This is a genomic window from Actinomyces massiliensis 4401292 (assembly GCF_000269805.1).
GTDB lineage: Bacteria > Actinomycetota > Actinomycetes > Actinomycetales > Actinomycetaceae > Actinomyces > Actinomyces massiliensis.
Map to the genome: position 1 here is coordinate 446,030 of NZ_JH711481.1, position 17,071 is coordinate 463,100.

The 17,071-nt window shown below is 68.5% G+C and carries 11 protein-coding genes; 3 read left to right on the plus strand and 8 right to left on the minus strand.

Annotation, left to right across the window (positions count from 1 at the left end; all coding sequences use genetic code 11):
* Positions 1–30 precede the first annotated feature (30 nt).
* From W5W_RS0101915 to W5W_RS0101925, 3 genes are all read left to right on the plus strand, one after another.
* Positions 31–609 carry a TetR/AcrR family transcriptional regulator gene (locus tag W5W_RS0101915; RefSeq protein WP_017194124.1) on the plus strand — a complete coding sequence of 193 codons (579 nt, stop codon included), beginning with the start codon at positions 31–33 and terminating at the stop codon, positions 607–609.
* The gene (locus W5W_RS0101920) at positions 606–1,205 is read left to right on the plus strand and encodes an NAD(P)H-dependent oxidoreductase (RefSeq protein ID WP_017194125.1); all 600 of its coding nucleotides are present in this window, start codon (positions 606–608) and stop codon (positions 1,203–1,205) included. The genes W5W_RS0101915 and W5W_RS0101920 overlap by 4 nt, the downstream gene beginning before the upstream one ends.
* Before the next feature lie 342 nt (positions 1,206–1,547).
* Entirely contained in the window at positions 1,548–2,834 is a 1,287-nt protein-coding gene (locus tag W5W_RS0101925; RefSeq protein ID WP_008732163.1) for a DUF418 domain-containing protein, read from the plus strand.
* A gap of 324 nt (positions 2,835–3,158) precedes the next feature.
* On the opposite strand, the gene W5W_RS0101930 is transcribed toward W5W_RS0101925, so the two are convergent.
* The 8 genes from W5W_RS0101930 to W5W_RS0101965 all read right to left on the minus strand — a co-directional run bounded on the left by W5W_RS0101930 (position 3,159) and on the right by W5W_RS0101965 (position 17,051).
* The gene (locus tag W5W_RS0101930) at positions 3,159–4,397 is read right to left on the minus strand and encodes a type II toxin-antitoxin system HipA family toxin (protein WP_017194127.1); all 1,239 of its coding nucleotides are present in this window, start codon (positions 4,395–4,397) and stop codon (positions 3,159–3,161) included.
* Between the two features lie 2 nt (positions 4,398–4,399).
* Positions 4,400–6,046, minus strand: a complete 1,647-nt coding sequence (locus tag W5W_RS0101935) for a DUF262 domain-containing protein (RefSeq protein ID WP_017194128.1) — start codon at positions 6,044–6,046, stop codon at positions 4,400–4,402.
* A 220-nt stretch (positions 6,047–6,266) separates the two neighbouring features.
* A complete protein-coding gene (locus W5W_RS0101940; protein ID WP_420794955.1) occupies positions 6,267–7,931 on the minus strand; it encodes an L-serine ammonia-lyase in 1,665 nt (554 codons plus the stop codon).
* Positions 7,932–8,065: 134 nt separating this feature from the next.
* Positions 8,066–10,132 (minus strand): alpha-amylase family protein, encoded by a 2,067-nt coding sequence (locus W5W_RS0101945; RefSeq protein ID WP_017194130.1) that lies wholly within the window; start codon positions 10,130–10,132, stop codon positions 8,066–8,068.
* Between the two features lie 236 nt (positions 10,133–10,368).
* Positions 10,369–14,187 carry an ATP-binding protein gene (locus W5W_RS0101950; protein WP_017194131.1) on the minus strand — a complete coding sequence of 1,273 codons (3,819 nt, stop codon included), beginning with the start codon at positions 14,185–14,187 and terminating at the stop codon, positions 10,369–10,371.
* On the minus strand, positions 14,184–15,038 hold the full coding sequence (locus W5W_RS0101955; protein ID WP_017194132.1) for a DUF4194 domain-containing protein: 855 nt from the start codon (positions 15,036–15,038) through the stop codon (positions 14,184–14,186). The genes W5W_RS0101950 and W5W_RS0101955 overlap by 4 nt, the downstream gene beginning before the upstream one ends.
* A complete protein-coding gene (locus W5W_RS0101960; RefSeq protein WP_017194133.1) occupies positions 15,035–16,510 on the minus strand; it encodes a DUF3375 domain-containing protein in 1,476 nt (491 codons plus the stop codon). Before W5W_RS0101960 ends, W5W_RS0101955 begins: the two co-directional genes overlap by 4 nt.
* A gap of 136 nt (positions 16,511–16,646) precedes the next feature.
* Positions 16,647–17,051, minus strand: coding sequence for a winged helix-turn-helix transcriptional regulator (locus W5W_RS0101965; protein ID WP_017194134.1), 405 nt, complete (start codon positions 17,049–17,051; stop codon positions 16,647–16,649).
* Positions 17,052–17,071: the final 20 nt, after the last annotated feature.

A 17,071-nucleotide genomic window follows, 5' to 3' on the forward strand; every position in this document is an offset into this window, starting at 1 on the left:
ACATAGGTAAATGGGATTAACCTATTTTCCATGACGCCCCCCACAGACCGACCGGACCGCCGCGTCACCGACACCCGGCAGCGCCTCATCGACACGACCCTGGAACTCATCGACGCCCATGGACGGCAGGAGGTGACGCTGACCGGCGTCGCCCGCGCCTGCGGGGTCACCACGCCCGCCTGCTACAAGCACTTCCCGTCCAAAACCAGCCTCTTCAACGCCGCCGTACGCCGGCTCTCCAGCAACCTGGGCGAGCAGGCCGAGCAACAGCTCCAGGACGATCCCGTCGAATCGCTCCTGGCCATCGGGATGATCCTGATCAACCTCGCCGCGGACCACCCCCACCTCTTCGAGTTCAACCAGCTCAGCCCCGAGGCCGTCGCCGCCCTGGACGACCCGGTCGAGGAGCACCCCCTGCTGGCCACCACCCGCCACGAGGTCGAGCGCCTGGCCGCACGCGAAAGGGCGGACCCCGAGCGCCTCCAGCTCATCATCTGGTCCTGCCTTCAGGGCTACACCCGACTCATCGCCGTCGGCGCCGCCAGTGCCGACCCCGACTTCATACGCGCCGCACTGCACACCGTCATCACGATAGGAGACCACTCATGACCCGCACCAACCGCACCCTCGTCATCTACGCCCACCCCTACACCGGCTCCTTCAACCACGCGGTCCTGGAGGCCACCACCACCGCCCTGGACAAGGCGAACCGCCCCTACGACGTCATCGACCTCTACGCCGACGGCTTCGACCCCCGCTACACCGTCGAGGAACTGGCCCTGTTCAGCGACGGAGGCACCCTGGACCCGTTGGTCACCCGCTACCAGGAGCTGATCAAGGGTGCCGCCCGCCTCATCGTCATCACGCCGATCTGGTGGAATGACCTGCCGGGCATGCTCAAGGGCTTCTTCGACAAGGTCATGAAGCAGAAATGGGCCTACGACCCCACCCCCTCGGGCGTGAAGGGGCGCCTGACCCACATCGAGCAGATGCTGGTGCTCACCACCTCGACCTCACCGACCTGGTACATGCGCTACCTGGCAGGCAATGCGATGGGCTCGGTATTCCTGGGCGCAACCGCCAAGCAGCTGGGCATACAGGGGCGTCGCTGGATCAACTTCGGCCAAGTGGGCAAGGACGGCGAAGCCGGCGACCGGCGCCGCGCCGACCACCTCCAGAAGGTCGGCCACCTGGTGGCGGCGTGAGTCGGCAGTGAGTCGATAAGAAGCGCCGACGCCGGAACAGCTCAGGAGGACCCGGCACACCATCGTCGCGAGTACCGCTATCACGTATTCACGGGCGGTACCCGCGACGAGGCGGTCGAGGGCACTTTCGCCCCCGCGTTGCGACCGATCTCGATGCGGGTTGCGACCGATCTCGCGGCGGAAGCGGACCGATCTCGGCGCGGAGTACGACCGATCTCGAGGCGGAAGGAGGCGGGCGGGGGAGAACCCGGATCTTGGCCTCCCTCCCGAGGATGATCTGCGAAACTCCTTCTCCTTCCTCAGGCGGACTTTCGAGGAGACGATTCCCCTTAATCTAGTCGAATGCCAATGACGACATCCTTCACCCGCGGCGTGCGCTACCCGGCGCCGGATGTGTCCCGCGGCTTCATGCTGCTACTCGTCGCGGTGGCGAACGTGCCCGCCTGGACCGGAGCAGACGGGCGCTTGACCCAGGGCGGTCTCCAGGCGCTGTCCGCGCACCTGTCGACGGCGGACTCCGTATGGATCTTCATCCGCACCCTCCTGGTGGACGAGCGAGCCATTCCGCTGTTCGCCATGCTCTTCGGCTTCGGTCTGGCCACCATGATCAACCGGCGCATCAAAACCGGCACGCAGACATATCTGCAAACGCTGCCGGGCACCGCGGAGGGGCGCGAACCGACGCCGGCAGAACTGGCCTGGGCACGCGAGCAGGCCACGGTCGACGCCCGCCGCCTGGTGCGCCGTCGCGGCTGGTGGATGATCCTGTTCGGCGCCGTGCACGGCATCTTCTTCCCCGGTGACATCATCGGCGCCTACGGAGTGGTCGCGGTCGTCTTCGCGGGCTGGTTGGCCCGCAAGCACCGCAAACGCATTCTCGCCGCAGGCATCACCTTCGCAATCCTGGCCACGCTCTTCATGTACTCGTTCGGCCTATGGCAAACCGGCGCGATGAGCCGTACTCCGGGAGCGGACTCGTCCACCTCAGGCAGTCTGCCCTGGTTCATCGGCAACCTGACCGGCTGGGTATTCACCCTCATGATCACGCTGCTCTCAATGGTCATCCCCGCCATGTTCATCGGGGCTCGTCTGGCCGACACCGACCTACTGGCCCACCCCGAGCAGCACCGCCGCCTCCTGATACCCGTCGCCGTGGCCGGACTGGGAATCGGCATCCTGGGCGGACTCCACGCCGGACTCGCATATGCTGGATGGGGAGTCCCCATGTCCTCCCTGGACCCGGCCGCCACCGCAATAACCGGTCTAGCGGCCGGCTGCGGCTGGCTGGCACTCCTCGCCCTCTACGCCGGCGGACCCGCACCAGACGGACAACTCACCGGGCTGCGCCGCCTCGCCTCCGCCGTCGGACGCCGCTCCATGACCGCCTATCTCAGCCAAACCATCCTCTTCGGACTCACCTTCACCGTCGTCCCCGGACTCCTCGGCACCGCCCTCGCAGTCAACGAAGCCCCAGCAGCCGCCATCGCCGTCGGAGTGTGGACCCTCGCCGCCGCCTTCTGCATCACCCTCGAACACGGCGGGCACGCCGGTCCCTTCGAAACCCTCCTACGCACCGCCGTCGCCCGCAGCCAACGCAACCACCCCCACCCACCACCGCCCCAGGCATAGGAGTAGACCTCCGAGAGCACCACGGCGAGAACCAGAACGGTGCGCGGAGGTACGAGTTATGCACACGGGAGCATCGTTCCGCTCAGCACCAAGGTCTTATTTCCGCATGATTCCAAGGTTATACGCGGAGCTGATCGCATACGAGTGTGCAACATCCGCCAGATGCCGTTCACGAACTCTCGACCGGTTCCCGCGACGGCGCCTCACTCATCCCTCCCCCACCATGCCGACACCGATCACGGCTGAAAACAAGTCCCGGAACGAGTTCACGGCGCCAGGGCGCCCTGCGGGCGCGGCAGCCGCACCGGCTGCCGCCCTCCTCACTCAGGCGGAAGGCTGGAGCTGCCGTCGTGTCCCGTCCACATGCGTCCCGATCCACTCAGCGACAGGTGACGGCATGCGATCCCCCGCACCATCGCCCCAGGCATCGCCAAAACGTTCAAGGACCTCATCGACAACGTCGAGAACATCCTCGTCTCCAACGCGAAGCAGGTCCTGGAGTCGTGCGAAATGCTCGCGCGAAACCTCGGAGAGCCTCGTGGCACCAAGGAAGGGCAGCCCGAGTTCAAGGTTGTCTGAATGAGGCAGATATACGGCGGTGCATACGAGATCGTATGCGGGCGAGAGCCGGGCCCGCATACGGTCGGGGTAGATGAACGACCAATTCTTGAGATGGGCGTCGCCATTTCCGACAAGCAGGTTGAAGACGGTGCGCCTCACCATCTCCCGCAGGGAGTCGTGGTCCTGTCCACGGTAGGCGAGGGCCGCGAGGGTCTTGACCGTGGACTTGTACTTGCCGTCCCCAGAGCCGAAGCGCCCGAGGACCTGCGCGAAGTCCTCAATGTGTACCCGGCCTCTCGCTTGACCTCCCGCCGTCCGGTCAAAGCGTCGCACCATGTAGGCCTCGGTCTCATCGGAGGGCCAGGCGCCTTCTCCGAGATCACCTACCTGATCGCGCTGCACCATCCGAGTTTCAGGCACCTCAATGCCGACCTCATGCGCCAGTCTCATCACGGCGAGCTCGTTGGCCGGCAGCCCCGGGAAAGCGGCGTCGGGAATCTTGACAATCCAGTCACCGCCCTCACCGTGCGCGGGGAGCACGATCCTGTCCCCATCCTGCCGCATAGAGAATTTCATTCCCATTCCGGCCAGGGAGAAGCGCATGCGACCAGCCGCTCTCGACACGGGTGCCGACGCTTCGACTGAGGCACTGAAATCCGCCTCAACATGTGCGTGCTGATCCGGAACGACCTCAACCGCCCCGGGTAGATCATTTCCTATTCGCACGAGAAGCTCGATCTCCCGGTATATGCTCACTCCTTGCTCGCGAGCAATAAGGTCCCGTAGCCGCCCCTCGGGAAGCAGATTGGAGAACCAGGCGGGCACATGATTCGTCGCATGTGGCTGCCTGCGCGGATGATCCTCGAACCACCTGCCGAGAACGGCCCTGTCAGGACGATCCCAGTAGTCACTGTCGAAGATGAATTTTGTGAAGGCGTCTCGACGATGGATAGCGCCGACGTGCTCGCCGTAGAGTAGAACCGCATAGACCGCCTCGATCATGGTCAGGCACCTTTTAGCGTCTCTACATCGCCACCATCGAAGATCCAATCATCAAGCGGGGGAGAGTCCTCATGTCCGCAGGCGGTGCGAGCCTTAATGAAGTCGATGAGGTAGTGGCGCAGCACCTCGGCCCTGAGTTCAATCGCCTCGTCGTAACGATTGCCCTGCAGAAGGCTCAGGATCTCCCGGTTCAGAAGCAGGGAGTCGAGGTCGAAGTCGTCATCCAGAAGCGGGAGCAGCTGGCGCCGATCCAGAACGGAGATCACTTTGTTCGCAGCGACGAAGGCATCCGCACCCAGCGCAGTGGGCGGGACAAGATCGGCGGCTACGGCTCGTGGAGTCGTCTCCCCCTCCAGCTGCGCGGCCAGCGCCTCCACCGTCATCGGCTCCCCCGTATCGGGATCGACCGGCTTCCGGTTCCACATCGCGGTGAGAATAACCTTACTGTCCGAGCGCGTCGCTCTGAACACACTGAGGTCGGGCACCTGCGGCCCGTGTGTCAAGGTCGCCTCGCTGAGAAGCCTTTGGACCGACTCCGACTCCTCACCGGGGACGATGCGTGCCGCCATATCGCGCAGATCGGTCTGAGACCCATTGATGCCGAGCTCGTCAGCACCGATACTCGTACGCCAGAACCAGCGGCGAAGCAGCTCGAGATTACGGTCATGAGGCTCGGGGAAGAAAGCGAAGAGTCTCGCCAGGACGAGCAGCTGGAAGCGGAAGGGCAGGAAGGTCATGTGCGGAACGCCGCACTGCTGCTGAAGGAAGCGCACGGCGGCCACGAGCGCCCGCTCTGTGGCCATATAGGCCTCCTTCTCGCTCTCACCGGGGAAGTCACTCACAAGACTGCGGCTAGGAGAGAATTCCCCATGAACATCTCGACTAATATCCGTATGGCGACGCACCAAGAGCGCTTGTACGACGACCTTGTCCGCGAGTGCGCCGAAATGGGTCTGCTCATCCACGTGCGCAGCGATCCCCGACATCGTCAAAGCCGCATCCGGACCGCCATGAATGGCGTCGAATATTTCTGCGGCATTGAGCTTCTTACCGCGATTATTTATCCTGTCGAAGACCTCGCGGAGAACCTGCTCGTCGGCGTCCTCCATAATCGTGGCGGGTACCGAGACGCCTGCGAGTCGACCCGTGACCTTCTGGATATGAGGGGCGAACCCAGCCCCATCAGGATTATCCCCCAGCCACGCCAGCGCCCGCCCGAGATCGAACAGATCGGGCAAGGGAATAACGAGGGGCGGGTCGGGCTCACGGAGCGGCACGACCTTCTGCTCCCTGAGGGAGTAGCCGAGAGCGAATCGAGGGTCGCGCACGCCTTCAGGATCAACAACATTGACGAGGCTCGTAATCCGCTGCTGGCCATCCACAACCCACAGAGCATCCGGCATCTGCCCCGCCTCGATGTCCAACGTCCCGATCCTCAGGCGCGCGGCCCCGGCTTCACGCTTCCAGAGGAGCAGACTGCCAATTGGATACCCGCGAAGTACCGAGTCAACAAGATTGAGAACGTCCCGCCTCTCCCATCGAAACGATCGCTGGAACTGCGGCACTCGCAGCTGCCCAGCCTTTACAAGTGCCCGCAATCCCGCGATGCTGTAGCTCTGACTGGTCGAGAGTGCCTGCGGTTCGTCCATATGCCGATTATGCCCGTCTTACCGAGTATTCGAGTATTACCGAGCCTTACCGTGTACCACCGTGTACTAGCGACACGATCGATGGACACTCCTAAGGCACGACCGACCGCTATCGGCGCTACGGCGCCGACGGCCGAACCAGGGGACCCAGAGCACAGGGCCGATGTGAACAGCGACCGTACAACCGTGAGTCACGGCCGCGGCCTCCGCCGCCCGCCCCTCAGCACTCCACGACGTTGACGGCCAGGCCGCCGCGGGAGGTCTCCTTGTACTTGGCGAGCATGTCCTCACCGGTCTGACGCATAGTCTCGATGACGGTGTCCAGGGACACCGCGTGACGCCCCTCGCCCCACAGCGCCATGCGAGCAGCATTGATCGCCTTGACGGCCGCCACCGCATTGCGCTCGATGCAGGGGATCTGCACGAGCCCGCCGACCGGGTCGCACGTCAGCCCCAGGTTGTGCTCCATGGCGATCTCGGCGGCGTTCTCCACCTGCGCAGGCGTCCCGCCCAGGGCCTCCGCCAGCCCGGCCGCCGCCATGGACGACGCCGCCCCCACCTCCCCCTGGCAGCCCACCTCCGCCCCGGCGATCGAGGCATTGGTCTTGATGAGAGACCCCACCGCGGTGGCGGCCAGCAGGAAGCGGCGCACCCCGTCGTCGTCGGCCCCGGGGATGAAGCGCTCGTAGTAGGCCATAACGGCGGGGACGATCCCCGCGGCCCCGTTGGTCGGGGCGGTGACCACCCGCCGACCGGCGGCGTTCTCCTCGTTGACGGCCAGGGCGAACAGGTCCACCCAGTCCATGCCGCGCAGCGGGTCGGCCATGGCGAAGGCGGCGGCCGGTCCTGACTGCGCGAGCAGCCGCTCATGCAGCGCCTTGGCCCGCCGCCGCACCCCCAGTCCCCCGGGAAGCGTGCCCTCAGCCGCCATACCGGCCTCGATGCAGGCGTTCATGGTGTCGCGCAGGCGGTCGAGATAGGCGAGCACCTCCTCGCGGGGCCGAGCAGAGATCTCATTGGCCATGACCACCTCCGAGACTCGACGCCCCTCGCACGCGCACACCGCCAGAAGGTCGGCCCCCGAGGAGAAGGGGTAGGGCGCCGGCGTGGCGTGCATTTCAGCCGAGGCCGCAGTCGCCAGAGCGCGGATCGACGGCGCGCCGGGAGCCCCGACGTCCTCCATGACGAAGCCGCCTCCCACAGAGTAGTAGGTGCGGCGCAGCACCTCCGCGCCGGTGGCGCAGTAGGCGGTGATGGTCAACGCGTTCGGGTGGTAAGGCAGAACCCGCCCGGGCAGGAAGAGGATGTCCGTGGTCGGGTTGAAGGGCAGCGCCCCGACGCCGTCGACCACGAGCTCTCCGGCCGCGGTCACCTTCTCGTGCAGGCCCTCGCATACCTCCGCCGGGACGGTCTCGGGCTCGTAGCCGGCCAGGCCCATGACGACGGCGCGATCGGTGGCGTGACCGCGACCGGTCGCCCCCAGCGAGCCGTAGAGCTCGACGGTCAGGCGGGTGACGGGCGCAGTGCCCCCAGCATGGTCATGCTGGTCAGGGCGCGCCGCGACGGCGATGACGTCGGCCAGCGCACCGGCGAAGGCGCCCCCGGCCCGCATGGGTCCGACCGTATGGGATGACGACGGCCCGATGCCGATGCGCATGAGGTCGAAGACGCTCAACGGCCGCGATGCCCGCCGCGCGGTGACCTCACCGGCCATCAGGGCCGCAGGGGTTGCGGAATCCAGAGCAGCGGAGATGAGCGTCGTGTCTCCGTCATCGGCGGCGGCCACGGCTGAGATCCCTGATATCCCAGACGACGTCGGCGGCTCGGCCGACCGGCCGCGCGCAGTCCCGACCGGCCCGGCTTCCGCGAGATCACGAATGGTCATGACGCCATGATGCACCGGTTCGGGTCATGAATCCCACAGACCGCGCACAATCCGTCCCGTCGCCGTCTGCACCGTCTGCGGCTCCCGGCCGGGCCCTGAGGAGCCGCAGCCGGGAACCGGAGACTATTGACAGGTCAGTCGGTCGAGCGCACCAGCCACCAGGCGGCGTAGGGCGGCACGGGCACCTGCCCATCGCCGGCCCCCTCGAGCGTGGTCGAGTCGGAGGGAACCGTGTCGGTCAGCGCATCGACCGCGCCCAGCACCCCGTACTCGGCGAGCCGCCAGGCCGGCACGCTGCGCCAGTCGGGCGTCACGTTGTACACGCCGACGAAGGAGCCGCGCGGGTGGTCGCGGTAGGTGACCAGCACACCCTCATCGTCCACGGGGGCCACCACCGTGCGCACGTCGGCGCTCAGCTGCGGCAAGCCGGCCCGCACCTCGCCCAGGTGCGCCAAGTCGCTGAAGACGCGCCCCTCGACCGTGGAGCGGTCGTGGCGGCGCTCCACGCGGCCCTTGTCCAGGACGGGGCGCCCGGACCACCGCGAGTCGGACTCATGACCCGGCTCCGTGTCCCAGTTCGGGTCATTGAACTGGCCGAGCTCATCACCGCTCCAGATGACCGGCACGCCGCCCCAGCCGTAGATGATGGCGTTGGCCAGCCGCAGGGCGTTGAAGCGCTCCTCGAGCCAGGTGCGCAGCTCCTCCTCCTTCCAGGCCGGTGTGGACTCGTCAATGCCCTCGACCGCCTCGGCGGCGGTCTCGATGCCGATCAGGCTCGCAGCGGTGCCGGCGATGCGGCGGTCGTTGGTGACCGGGTTGTACTGGAAGACCAGGCCGCGGGCGTCGCTCATGGGGTAGGCGGCGCGGTACCAGTCCGCCAGGAAGACGCGATGCCAGTAGCCGTTGAGGCCGACCGCATCGGCGTCGGCATCGCCAATGGCCCAGCCGATGTCGTCATGGCAGCGGATGTAGGTGATCCAGGTGGCGGTGTTCGGCTCGACCGGCAGGGCGCCCAGGGCGTGGGCGGCGAGCGTGACATTGCGGGTGGCGAGCATGGACCAGATCTGGACCATGAGGGAGTTGTGGTAGGCGAGGTCGGAGACCTTGCCCGTGTACTTGCCCTGGCCGAGGTACTGGAGAAGCTCGGTGGGGGCGACGATCGCCTCGGCCTTGAGATCCACCGCCGGGGTCGCGATGCGGGTGATGGCCCGCAGCACCTCGGTGATGGCGTGGACCTCGGGCTGGCCCTGGCAGTCGGTGCCCTTGCGCTTGATGGTGAAGGCGATGGCGTCCAGGCGCAGGACCTCCACGCCCTTGTTGGCCAGGTTCATGATGATGGAGACGAACTCCTCCATGATGCGCGGATTGCGCCAGTTGAGGTCCCACTGGAAGGAGTTGAAGGTCGTCCAGACCCAGCCGCCCATCTCGTCGTTCCAGGTGAAGTTGCCCGGGGCGAAGTCGGGGAAGATCTCCGGCAGAGTCTTCTCGTACTCGTCGGGCTCGGTGCGGTCCGGGTAGATGAAGAAGTAGTCGCGGTAGCGCTGCTCGCCCGCGCGGGCGCGCTCGGCCCACTCGTGCTCGGCGGCGACATGGTTGAGGACGAGGTCGATGACCAGGCTGATGCCGTCCCGGCGCAGCTCCGCGGTCAGATCGGCGAGGTCGTCCATATCGCCCAGGTCGGGGCGCACGGAGCGGTAGTCGGCCACCGCGTACCCGCCGTCGGAGTCCCCCGGGCGGGGAGTGAGCAGGGGCATGAGGTGGAGGTAGGACACGCCCAGCTCGCGCAGGTATGGAATGCGGTCGATGACGCCGCGCAGGTCGCCGGCGAAGCGCTCGGTGTAGCCGGCGTAGCCGATGCGCGAGGGGTCCTGGATCCAGGTGGGGTCGAGCGTGCGCGCCAGGTCGAGGTGGCGCAGCTCCGGGTCGCGCTCGGCGTAGGTCCGGGCGGCGTCGGCGAGCAGGACGGCGGCGGTGCGCGTGGCGATCGGCTCGCCGTAGAGCGTCACGAGGCCGTCGCTGACGTCGGGGTACCAGCGTTCGATCCGGGTGGTGAGGATCTCGCGCTCGGAGCGGGTGAGTTGAGAATCGGCCAGGACGGCGTCAACGGCGTCGCGGACCTCGTCGGGGATCTCGACAGCGGTGTCGCGACCAGTGGACCAAGTGGAGTCGGATGCGGAGGGGGCGGGCTTGGAGGCGCTCATGGTCCTATAGTGACCGATCTGACCATCGTTTGGCAGGCGTTCAGGCGCCGAATTGGTCCGGTCGCCCATCCTGGCGCTGCGCAGTGGCTGCGCGCACCGGCTACGCGGCCGGGCATGAACGGGCATCCTGGAGAGCTGGAGAATGTGAACGGCGCCTGCCGTGCGCCCGGCTCGCGCTCGCGCAAGCCGGGCGCCGAAACCGGCCCCGGGGATTAGGGGATTAGGGGGTTATTCGCCTAGGCGCTCGTATCGCCGGAGCCGTCAGGACGACTGCCCTGACCGCCGAGATCGGGTGCGCCTTCAGCAGCGTGCCGGGCACGAGAGACCCGAGTAACCGACCCGGTCGCCTCGGGCTCGGCAACCCGAACCCCAGTCCCAGTCGTGACCTCAGGCTCAGCCACCCGTCTCCCGGCCCCAGTCGTCGCCCTCGGCTCTGCAGCTACGCGCCTCCCGGCCCCAGTGGCCGTCCCAGGCTCGGCGACCCGCCTCCCGGCCCCGGTCGTGGCCATGGGCTCAGCCACCCGAACCCCAGTCCCAGTCGTGACCTCAGGCTCAGCGACCCGCCTCCCGGCCCCAGTGGTCGCCTCGGGCTCGACGGCCGCCCTGACGGCCCTGGCCCTCCGGGACGGCCGATCGCCGTCGAACAGGACGACGGCCAGCTGGGAGTCGTCACCGGCCGGGGAGTTGGTCACCATGGCGGCGCCCCCGACATGCTCCTCGAGAGTCTGGAGCATCTTCATGGGGGTGGCCAGGAGGAGCTGGAAGCCGAAGCCGCGGAAGACATCCAGGCCGGCGCGCGTGAACTCGGCGTCCGTCTTGTCGAAGGCCTCGTCGAGGACGACCAGCGCGTAACCGGGAACCGCCTGTCCCGGCTCGGTGAGCTGGTAGCGCAATGCGGCCGCCAGGCAGAAGACGACGAGTTTCTGGCGCTGCCCGCCCGACAGCCCTGCGGCGCCCTCGTAATAGTCGACGGCGACGCCGGAGGCATCGCGCTCCACGGCGGTGAAGGAGACGTGCAGGCGGGTGTCGAGGCACTGACGCCTCCACGACTCGTCGCGGGGGTCGGAAGAGCCCAGGCGCGTCATGACGGAGTTGAGGACGGCGAAGCGCTCCTCGGCCTCCTCGGTGGTCTCGTCGGCCAGATCGAGGCTCCCGGCGGCGATGGTGGCCAGGTCCGACAGGAAGTCGTGGACGATGGGCAGCCGCCGCTCGGCCACCTCGATATGCAGGTGATGACCGGGCGAGTACTCGGTGGCGCGCAGGGCGTCGTTGACCGGGCCGATACGGCTCCTGACCTGGCTGACGGCGCGGCGCACCTCACCGGCGAGCCGGCCGATGTTCTGACGGGACTGGTTGTGCAGGAGCTCGGCGAAACGGCGCTCGAACCGGGGCAGGCTATCCGTCTGAAGGCGGTTCAACAGCTCGAGGTAGTCGCCCAGGAAGGCGGCCTCCGGACGCACCCCGCTGCTCGGGATGGGCCAGCGCTCGGAGAATCGCACCATGATGGCGCGGGCCTCGCCCAGTCCGCGGCTCTCGGCCTGCGAGGCGCGCTGGTTGTCGTAGGCGATCTGCTGCTCGACCTCGCGGGCGGCGATGTCCACCTCCGCCAGCCCCGCGTGACGACGCCGCGTCCGGAATCGCTGCTCCAGCTCGGCGAAGAGAGCCTCCCGCTCGGCCTCGCCCAGGGCGAGCCAGCGGGAACCGTGCTCGGATGCGCCGGCATCGCCGGGACCGAGCCCGTCAGTCCCGTCCGCGCCGTCGCGCACGCGGCCCTCATCAGCCCTCTCCTGGCGCCGACGGGCGATCCCGGCCAGTGCGGCCTCGGCATCCTCCAGCCGCGAGCGCTGGACCTGCTCCTCCCCCGCGAGCCGGAGAACCGCATCCCGGGCCTTGTCCTCGGCCAGGCCCGCGGCCGCGGCGCGCGATTCGAGCTCGGCCAGCCCCGGCAGCGCATGCGCAGCGCGCTCCCGCTGCGCAGCCAGATCGGCCTCACGAGCCCTGGCGCCATCGACGTCGAGCTCCTCCCACGAGGTCTCCAGAATGCGCAGGCACGCGTCACGACGCTCCCGGCCGACGGCGCGGGCACGGTCCAGTGCGGCGAGCTCGCCGCCGATGTCCTCCAGACGGGCGGTCACCTCCCGGCCCTCGGCGATGACCTGCTCGAGGCGCTCGGCCGGGTCGACGCCGACCGTCCAGTTGCGCGAGTCGGTCAAGTCCCGACGATCGTCCTTGAGGTGACTGGTGCGCGAGGACTTGACCTGCCCGGCACGGGTGACCCCCCGGTCCAGGCCGACCAGGTCGCGCGCATCCTCGACGCAGTCGTGATCGAAACGGCGCATGATCTCGGCGTCGAGCCACGCGGCGTGCTCCGAGCCCGGTTTGGGGCGGATGCGACGGGCCAGCGCATCGGCGGTCACGGGGCGGGCGGAGCGCGGCGCGGCGGCCATCCGCTCGTAGGCGAGGCGGGCGCGCAGACGCTTGGCATCGACGGCGTCGGCGACCTTCCGGTAGAGGTGCTCCGGAACGAGCATGGTGCGGGCGAAGGGGGCCACGACAGTCTCGACGGCGACCCGCCACTCCTCCTGCCCGGGGACGAGCTCGAGAACCTCCCCGGCGAAGGGCAGGGCGGCAGGCGCCTGCCCGACGGCGTGGGCGATGGAGTCCCGGGCCCGCAGCAGATCCGTGCTCATGGCCGAGCGCGAGGCGGTGATCTGCTCGGCGCGCTCGCGCAGCTCACGGCTGCGCTCCTCCAGGGCGATCTGCTCGGCGCGCAGCGCACTGCGGGCCTGATCCTGCTCGTCCTCGGCGCGCTCGGCGCGCTCGATCTCCTGCTCCGCCGTGCGCCGCAGCTCGGCGAAGGCGGCGCCCTCACTGGGCGTGGAGGCGCCCAGGACTCCCAGCTGGGAGTCGAGGAGTTCCCGCGCCCGCGCAATGCGCTCGGCGGTCCGGCGGGCCGCCTCCAGGCGGGCGTCGAGAGCGGGCAGGCTCTCACCGATGCCCCCCGCCAGAGCCAGGCGCGCGGCCTCCCGCTCACGGCGAGCGTCCTCCTCGACCCGACGGGCGGCTGCGAGCTCATCGGCGAGACGATCCAGGGCGCGCCGGGCCGTGTCGGCGGTCTGCTCGTGAAGGGTCGTCTTGAGCTGTTCGAGATAGGGGTCGATGGCGGCGCGCAGCTGTTCAGTGCGCTCCTGGTCGCGGCGGGCCGCGGTGATGCGCTCCTCCAGGCGGCGCAGCGGGGAGAGCAGGGCCTCCTGATTGCGCGCCTCGACGACGGAGGAGTGAGCCTCGCGCAGTTCGGCGAACTGCTCGACGGCCGCCGCCGCCATGGCGAAGGTTTCCGGCTCATCGAGCATGAAGTCGCGCAGGAGGGTATCGAGGCTCGTGAGGTTCTTGGCGGACTGGGTCCGGTGGAGCAGGCGCTGGGCGACCTCACCGGACAGGCCGAGGCGCCGTCGGAAGCGGGCCGCGAAGGCCTCGTAGCGCTCGAAGCGGGTGGCGCGCCCCTTCAGATCGCGGCTGAGGGCGCGCTTGTCGATGCCGTTGACCAGATACTCCATGAGCTCGGTCAGGGCGATATCCCCCTCCACGAGGAGCTGGGTCTGGGTAATGGAGTCGTCCGACGTCGAGCCCTGCCTGGCGTGATAGAGCGTGACGAGGGTGATCGTCTCCTCGGGGCGCAGGCGCGTGAAGGTCAGGGCGATGCCGCTGCGGGTGGCGCGCGGACGGAGGTAGTCGGTGACGACCTCTCCGGTGATCTCGTCCGCGCTGCGCCGGTAGGCGCCGCGCACATAGCTCAGCACGGAGCGGGAGCGGTCGGCCGTGGAGGATGATTCTTGGGCCGCCGCGTTGAAGCGCAGGCTCTTGGCCGGCACGAGGACGGCGGACAGGGCGTCCAGCAGCGAGGACTTCCCCGAGCCCGAGGGTCCGGTGAGCAGGAGCCCGCTGCGCGGAACCGGCAGATCGTGGTGACCGGAGAACGTGCCCCAGTTGTAGACCTGGATGCGGGCCAGGCGGTGCTGGGAGGCGGTCTGCGGCGCGGTCGCCGAACTGGTCATGACTCGTCCCTCTCCTCCGATGAGTTGGCCACCGGATCACTGGCCGCCTCCGGAGAGGCCGGCCGCTCCTCCGCAGGCGCCCCCGCAGGTGCCCCGCCCTTTCCGGCATCGGCAGGCGCCCCGCCGCCGAGGAGTCCGCCCTCGGGGGCGCCGTTGCTCTCACTGCCCCCGCTGCTCTCACTGCCCTCACTGCTGTCACTACTGTCTCGGCCGTCCTCGCCGAGCAGACGGCGGTACTCAGCGGTCACTGCGGCGACCTCGTCGGCGGTGAAGACCAGGGCGAGCACCGGGGAGACCTCGTAGCGCTCGGCCACGTCGGTGTCGCGCAGAAGGGCGGCCCGCTTGAGCTTGTCAACCGAGGAGCTCACGCGGCGCATGAACCCCGTGTGATCGGTGGAGGTGTGCGGCCGGTAGACGGACAGGTGGTCGTCGATCTCGCTGCGATCGACGAAGACGCGCTCGCCCGGCGTGTTCGCGCGCAGCAGCAGAGTGCGCAGGTGGAGCAGGAGGACGGTGTCGACGAGGGTCAGCCGCATGGCGCGCATGACGGAGGGGGCCGCGCCGGTGGGGTCCGAGGCGTTGCGGGTGAAGGCCAGGCCCGCCGCGCGGTCGATGACGAGCTCGAGGAAGAGGTCGCCCAGCCGGCGGCGAATGTCGGCCTCGTCCTTCAGCAGGGCATTCCACAGCTCGGGGTGGAGCTCGGTGGTGAGGTAGGGCCCCTGGAGGAGGCGCACGAGGGTGCGCCGGGTGTCCCGGGGCAGCGAGCCCGGGTCTCCGTCCCACAGCGCGCCGGGATTGGCGCCTCCGGTGTGATCCAGTCCGTCCTGAGCCGGTGCGGCATGGGAGCTCATGCGTCTCCTGACTTCTCGGTGCGGTTGGTGAACAGGAACCGCGGTATGCGGGCCGAGCGCTCGGCTCCGCCGGCGGTCCTCCAGGTGACGGTCTCGTCGCCGGGGACCTCCTGGCCACGACGACGGGCGAGGAGCAGCAGGCCCACGACGCTGGCCAGCCCCTGAGTGGCAGGATGCGCGGCCAGGACCTCGGCGACAGTCGCCGCTCCCCGCTCCTCCAGGACCGCATCGACGGCGTCGATGAGCTCGACCAGGTCGATCTCGCTGGCGCGCACGACCCGGCGCACCTCCTCCAAGTCGAGGCGCGCGACCTCGCGGCTGTGGATCTTCTCGGTGACGACCGCGTCAGCGGGGTTGCGCATGCGCCAGGAGCCGATGGAGGCCATGTGGACGCCGGTGAGTGCAAGACCGAGGTCCATCTGCGTCTGCGGAGGCGTGCGCGCGGCGAGACGGGCGGCGAGACGCTGGGCCTCTGCGAGCTCGGCGCCCAGCCGGCGCTGGTCCTCGAAGGCGCGCGACCTCACGAAGTGCCTCAACGATCGGGACAGATCGTCCATGGTGCTGCGCACCGAGGTCGACTCCTGCGCGACAGCGGAGCGCCAGCGGCGCAGGAAGCGCAGCTCGGCGTCCTCCAGGCGGGTGGCGAATGCGCGGGCGAGGATCGTCTCCAAGTTCTCATCCAGGCGAGCGGAGGACTCGGAGTCCATGAGCAGCTCATGGAAACCGAGGAAGGAGCGGCCGGTCTCCGAGCTCTCGATGCGATCGACCCCGCGGAAGATGTCGTCGAGCACATCACCACGGGTGGCGTCCAAGGAGACGACATGCTCGCGCAGGGAGCGGTTGAGCGCCGCGATCTCGTTGCGGATTCGAGTGAAGTCCCCGGGGACCTGTTCGGCCAGGGCGAGGATCTCGGCGAGGCGCTCGGCGGCCTCCGGCCCGTCGAGCGGGACGAAGTCGCCGGCCTCGACCCGCGCGATCTCGGCGTCGAGAGCGTCGCGCTCGGCGCGCAGAGCCTCCAGACGCCCCGTGGCGGTGGGATCCGAGTCCCGGGCCAGGCGACTGACCTGCGTGGAGATGGTGTCCAGGCGCGACTGCGTGGCGACGGGACGAGGGCGCCCGCTGCGCACCAGGAAGCGGATGGCGGCCTCGGCCGGAGCGGACAGCTCGTAGGTCTCCCGTCGGGATCCCGGCGTCGTGGCGCGCACGAGGACACCGGCTCTGCGCCACTGGTCGCAGTAGGCCCGACCCGCGCGCGATGCCGCTACGCCCGCATCACGCAGCGCCGCGAGGTCTTCGTCGACCAGCTCGTGAAGCTCGGCGACGGGACGGCGACGCACCTCTCCTCCCAGGTGCTCGGCGAGAATCGCTGCGGCCATCGGACCCAGATCGGCCCGGAGAAGAGCCAGCCCAGGATCCTTGCGCACCAGTCGCGTGAGCCTGAGCGCATCTGCAACGACTCTGCGGGTTCCCACCGCTCACCTCCTCGTCCTGTCCTCATCCTGAATACGGCCGGCTCGGGACGCGTACCCGTTGCCGAATCGTTAACCGGTACGAGAGTAGCGACTACCACCGACACGAGGGGAGGGAGTTGCACGACATCCTGTCGGCTCACCGAGCACTGTCGAGTACGACTGCGTCGTACCGGACGCGATTGTCCAGGATCTCCTCGGCATGCCCTTCGGCCCAGATGCGCAAGGCATTCATGGGCTCGGCCAGGGTCGAGCCGAGCGGGGTGAGCGCGTAGTCGACCCGGGGCGGGACGCCGGGCGCCTGGTCACGGGTGATAAGTCCGTCACGCTCCATGGACCGCAGGGTGTCGGTGAGCACCTTGGGAGTGATGCCGCCGATGGCGGCGCGCAGCTCGCCGAAACGGTGGGAGCCGCGAGACAGAACGGCGACGACGAGGGGCGTCCACCGATCGACGACGTGCCGCAGCACCGTGCGCGAGGGACAGGCCGGAGACAGGATGTCGTACCCACCGGCCCGCTCCGGACTCCGCACGTTCTGTGACATACCGCTCTCCTTAGTTACTT

What these genes read in the sequence shown, in the direction of transcription:
- W5W_RS0101915 (WP_017194124.1), top strand. Translation starts at nt 31, where the DNA reads ATGACGCCCCCCACAGACCGACCGGACCGCCGCGTCACCGACACCCGG.
- W5W_RS0101920 (WP_017194125.1), top strand. Translation starts at nt 606, where the DNA reads ATGACCCGCACCAACCGCACCCTCGTCATCTACGCCCACCCCTACACC.
- W5W_RS0101925 (WP_008732163.1), top strand. Translation starts at nt 1,548, where the DNA reads ATGCCAATGACGACATCCTTCACCCGCGGCGTGCGCTACCCGGCGCCG.
- W5W_RS0101930 (WP_017194127.1), bottom strand. Translation starts at nt 4,397, where the DNA reads ATGATCGAGGCGGTCTATGCGGTTCTACTCTACGGCGAGCACGTCGGC.
- W5W_RS0101935 (WP_017194128.1), bottom strand. Translation starts at nt 6,046, where the DNA reads ATGGACGAACCGCAGGCACTCTCGACCAGTCAGAGCTACAGCATCGCG.
- W5W_RS0101940 (WP_420794955.1), bottom strand. Translation starts at nt 7,931, where the DNA reads ATGACCATTCGTGATCTCGCGGAAGCCGGGCCGGTCGGGACTGCGCGC.
- W5W_RS0101945 (WP_017194130.1), bottom strand. Translation starts at nt 10,132, where the DNA reads ATGAGCGCCTCCAAGCCCGCCCCCTCCGCATCCGACTCCACTTGGTCC.
- W5W_RS0101950 (WP_017194131.1), bottom strand. Translation starts at nt 14,187, where the DNA reads ATGACCAGTTCGGCGACCGCGCCGCAGACCGCCTCCCAGCACCGCCTG.
- W5W_RS0101955 (WP_017194132.1), bottom strand. Translation starts at nt 15,038, where the DNA reads ATGAGCTCCCATGCCGCACCGGCTCAGGACGGACTGGATCACACCGGA.
- W5W_RS0101965 (WP_017194134.1), bottom strand. Translation starts at nt 17,051, where the DNA reads ATGTCACAGAACGTGCGGAGTCCGGAGCGGGCCGGTGGGTACGACATC.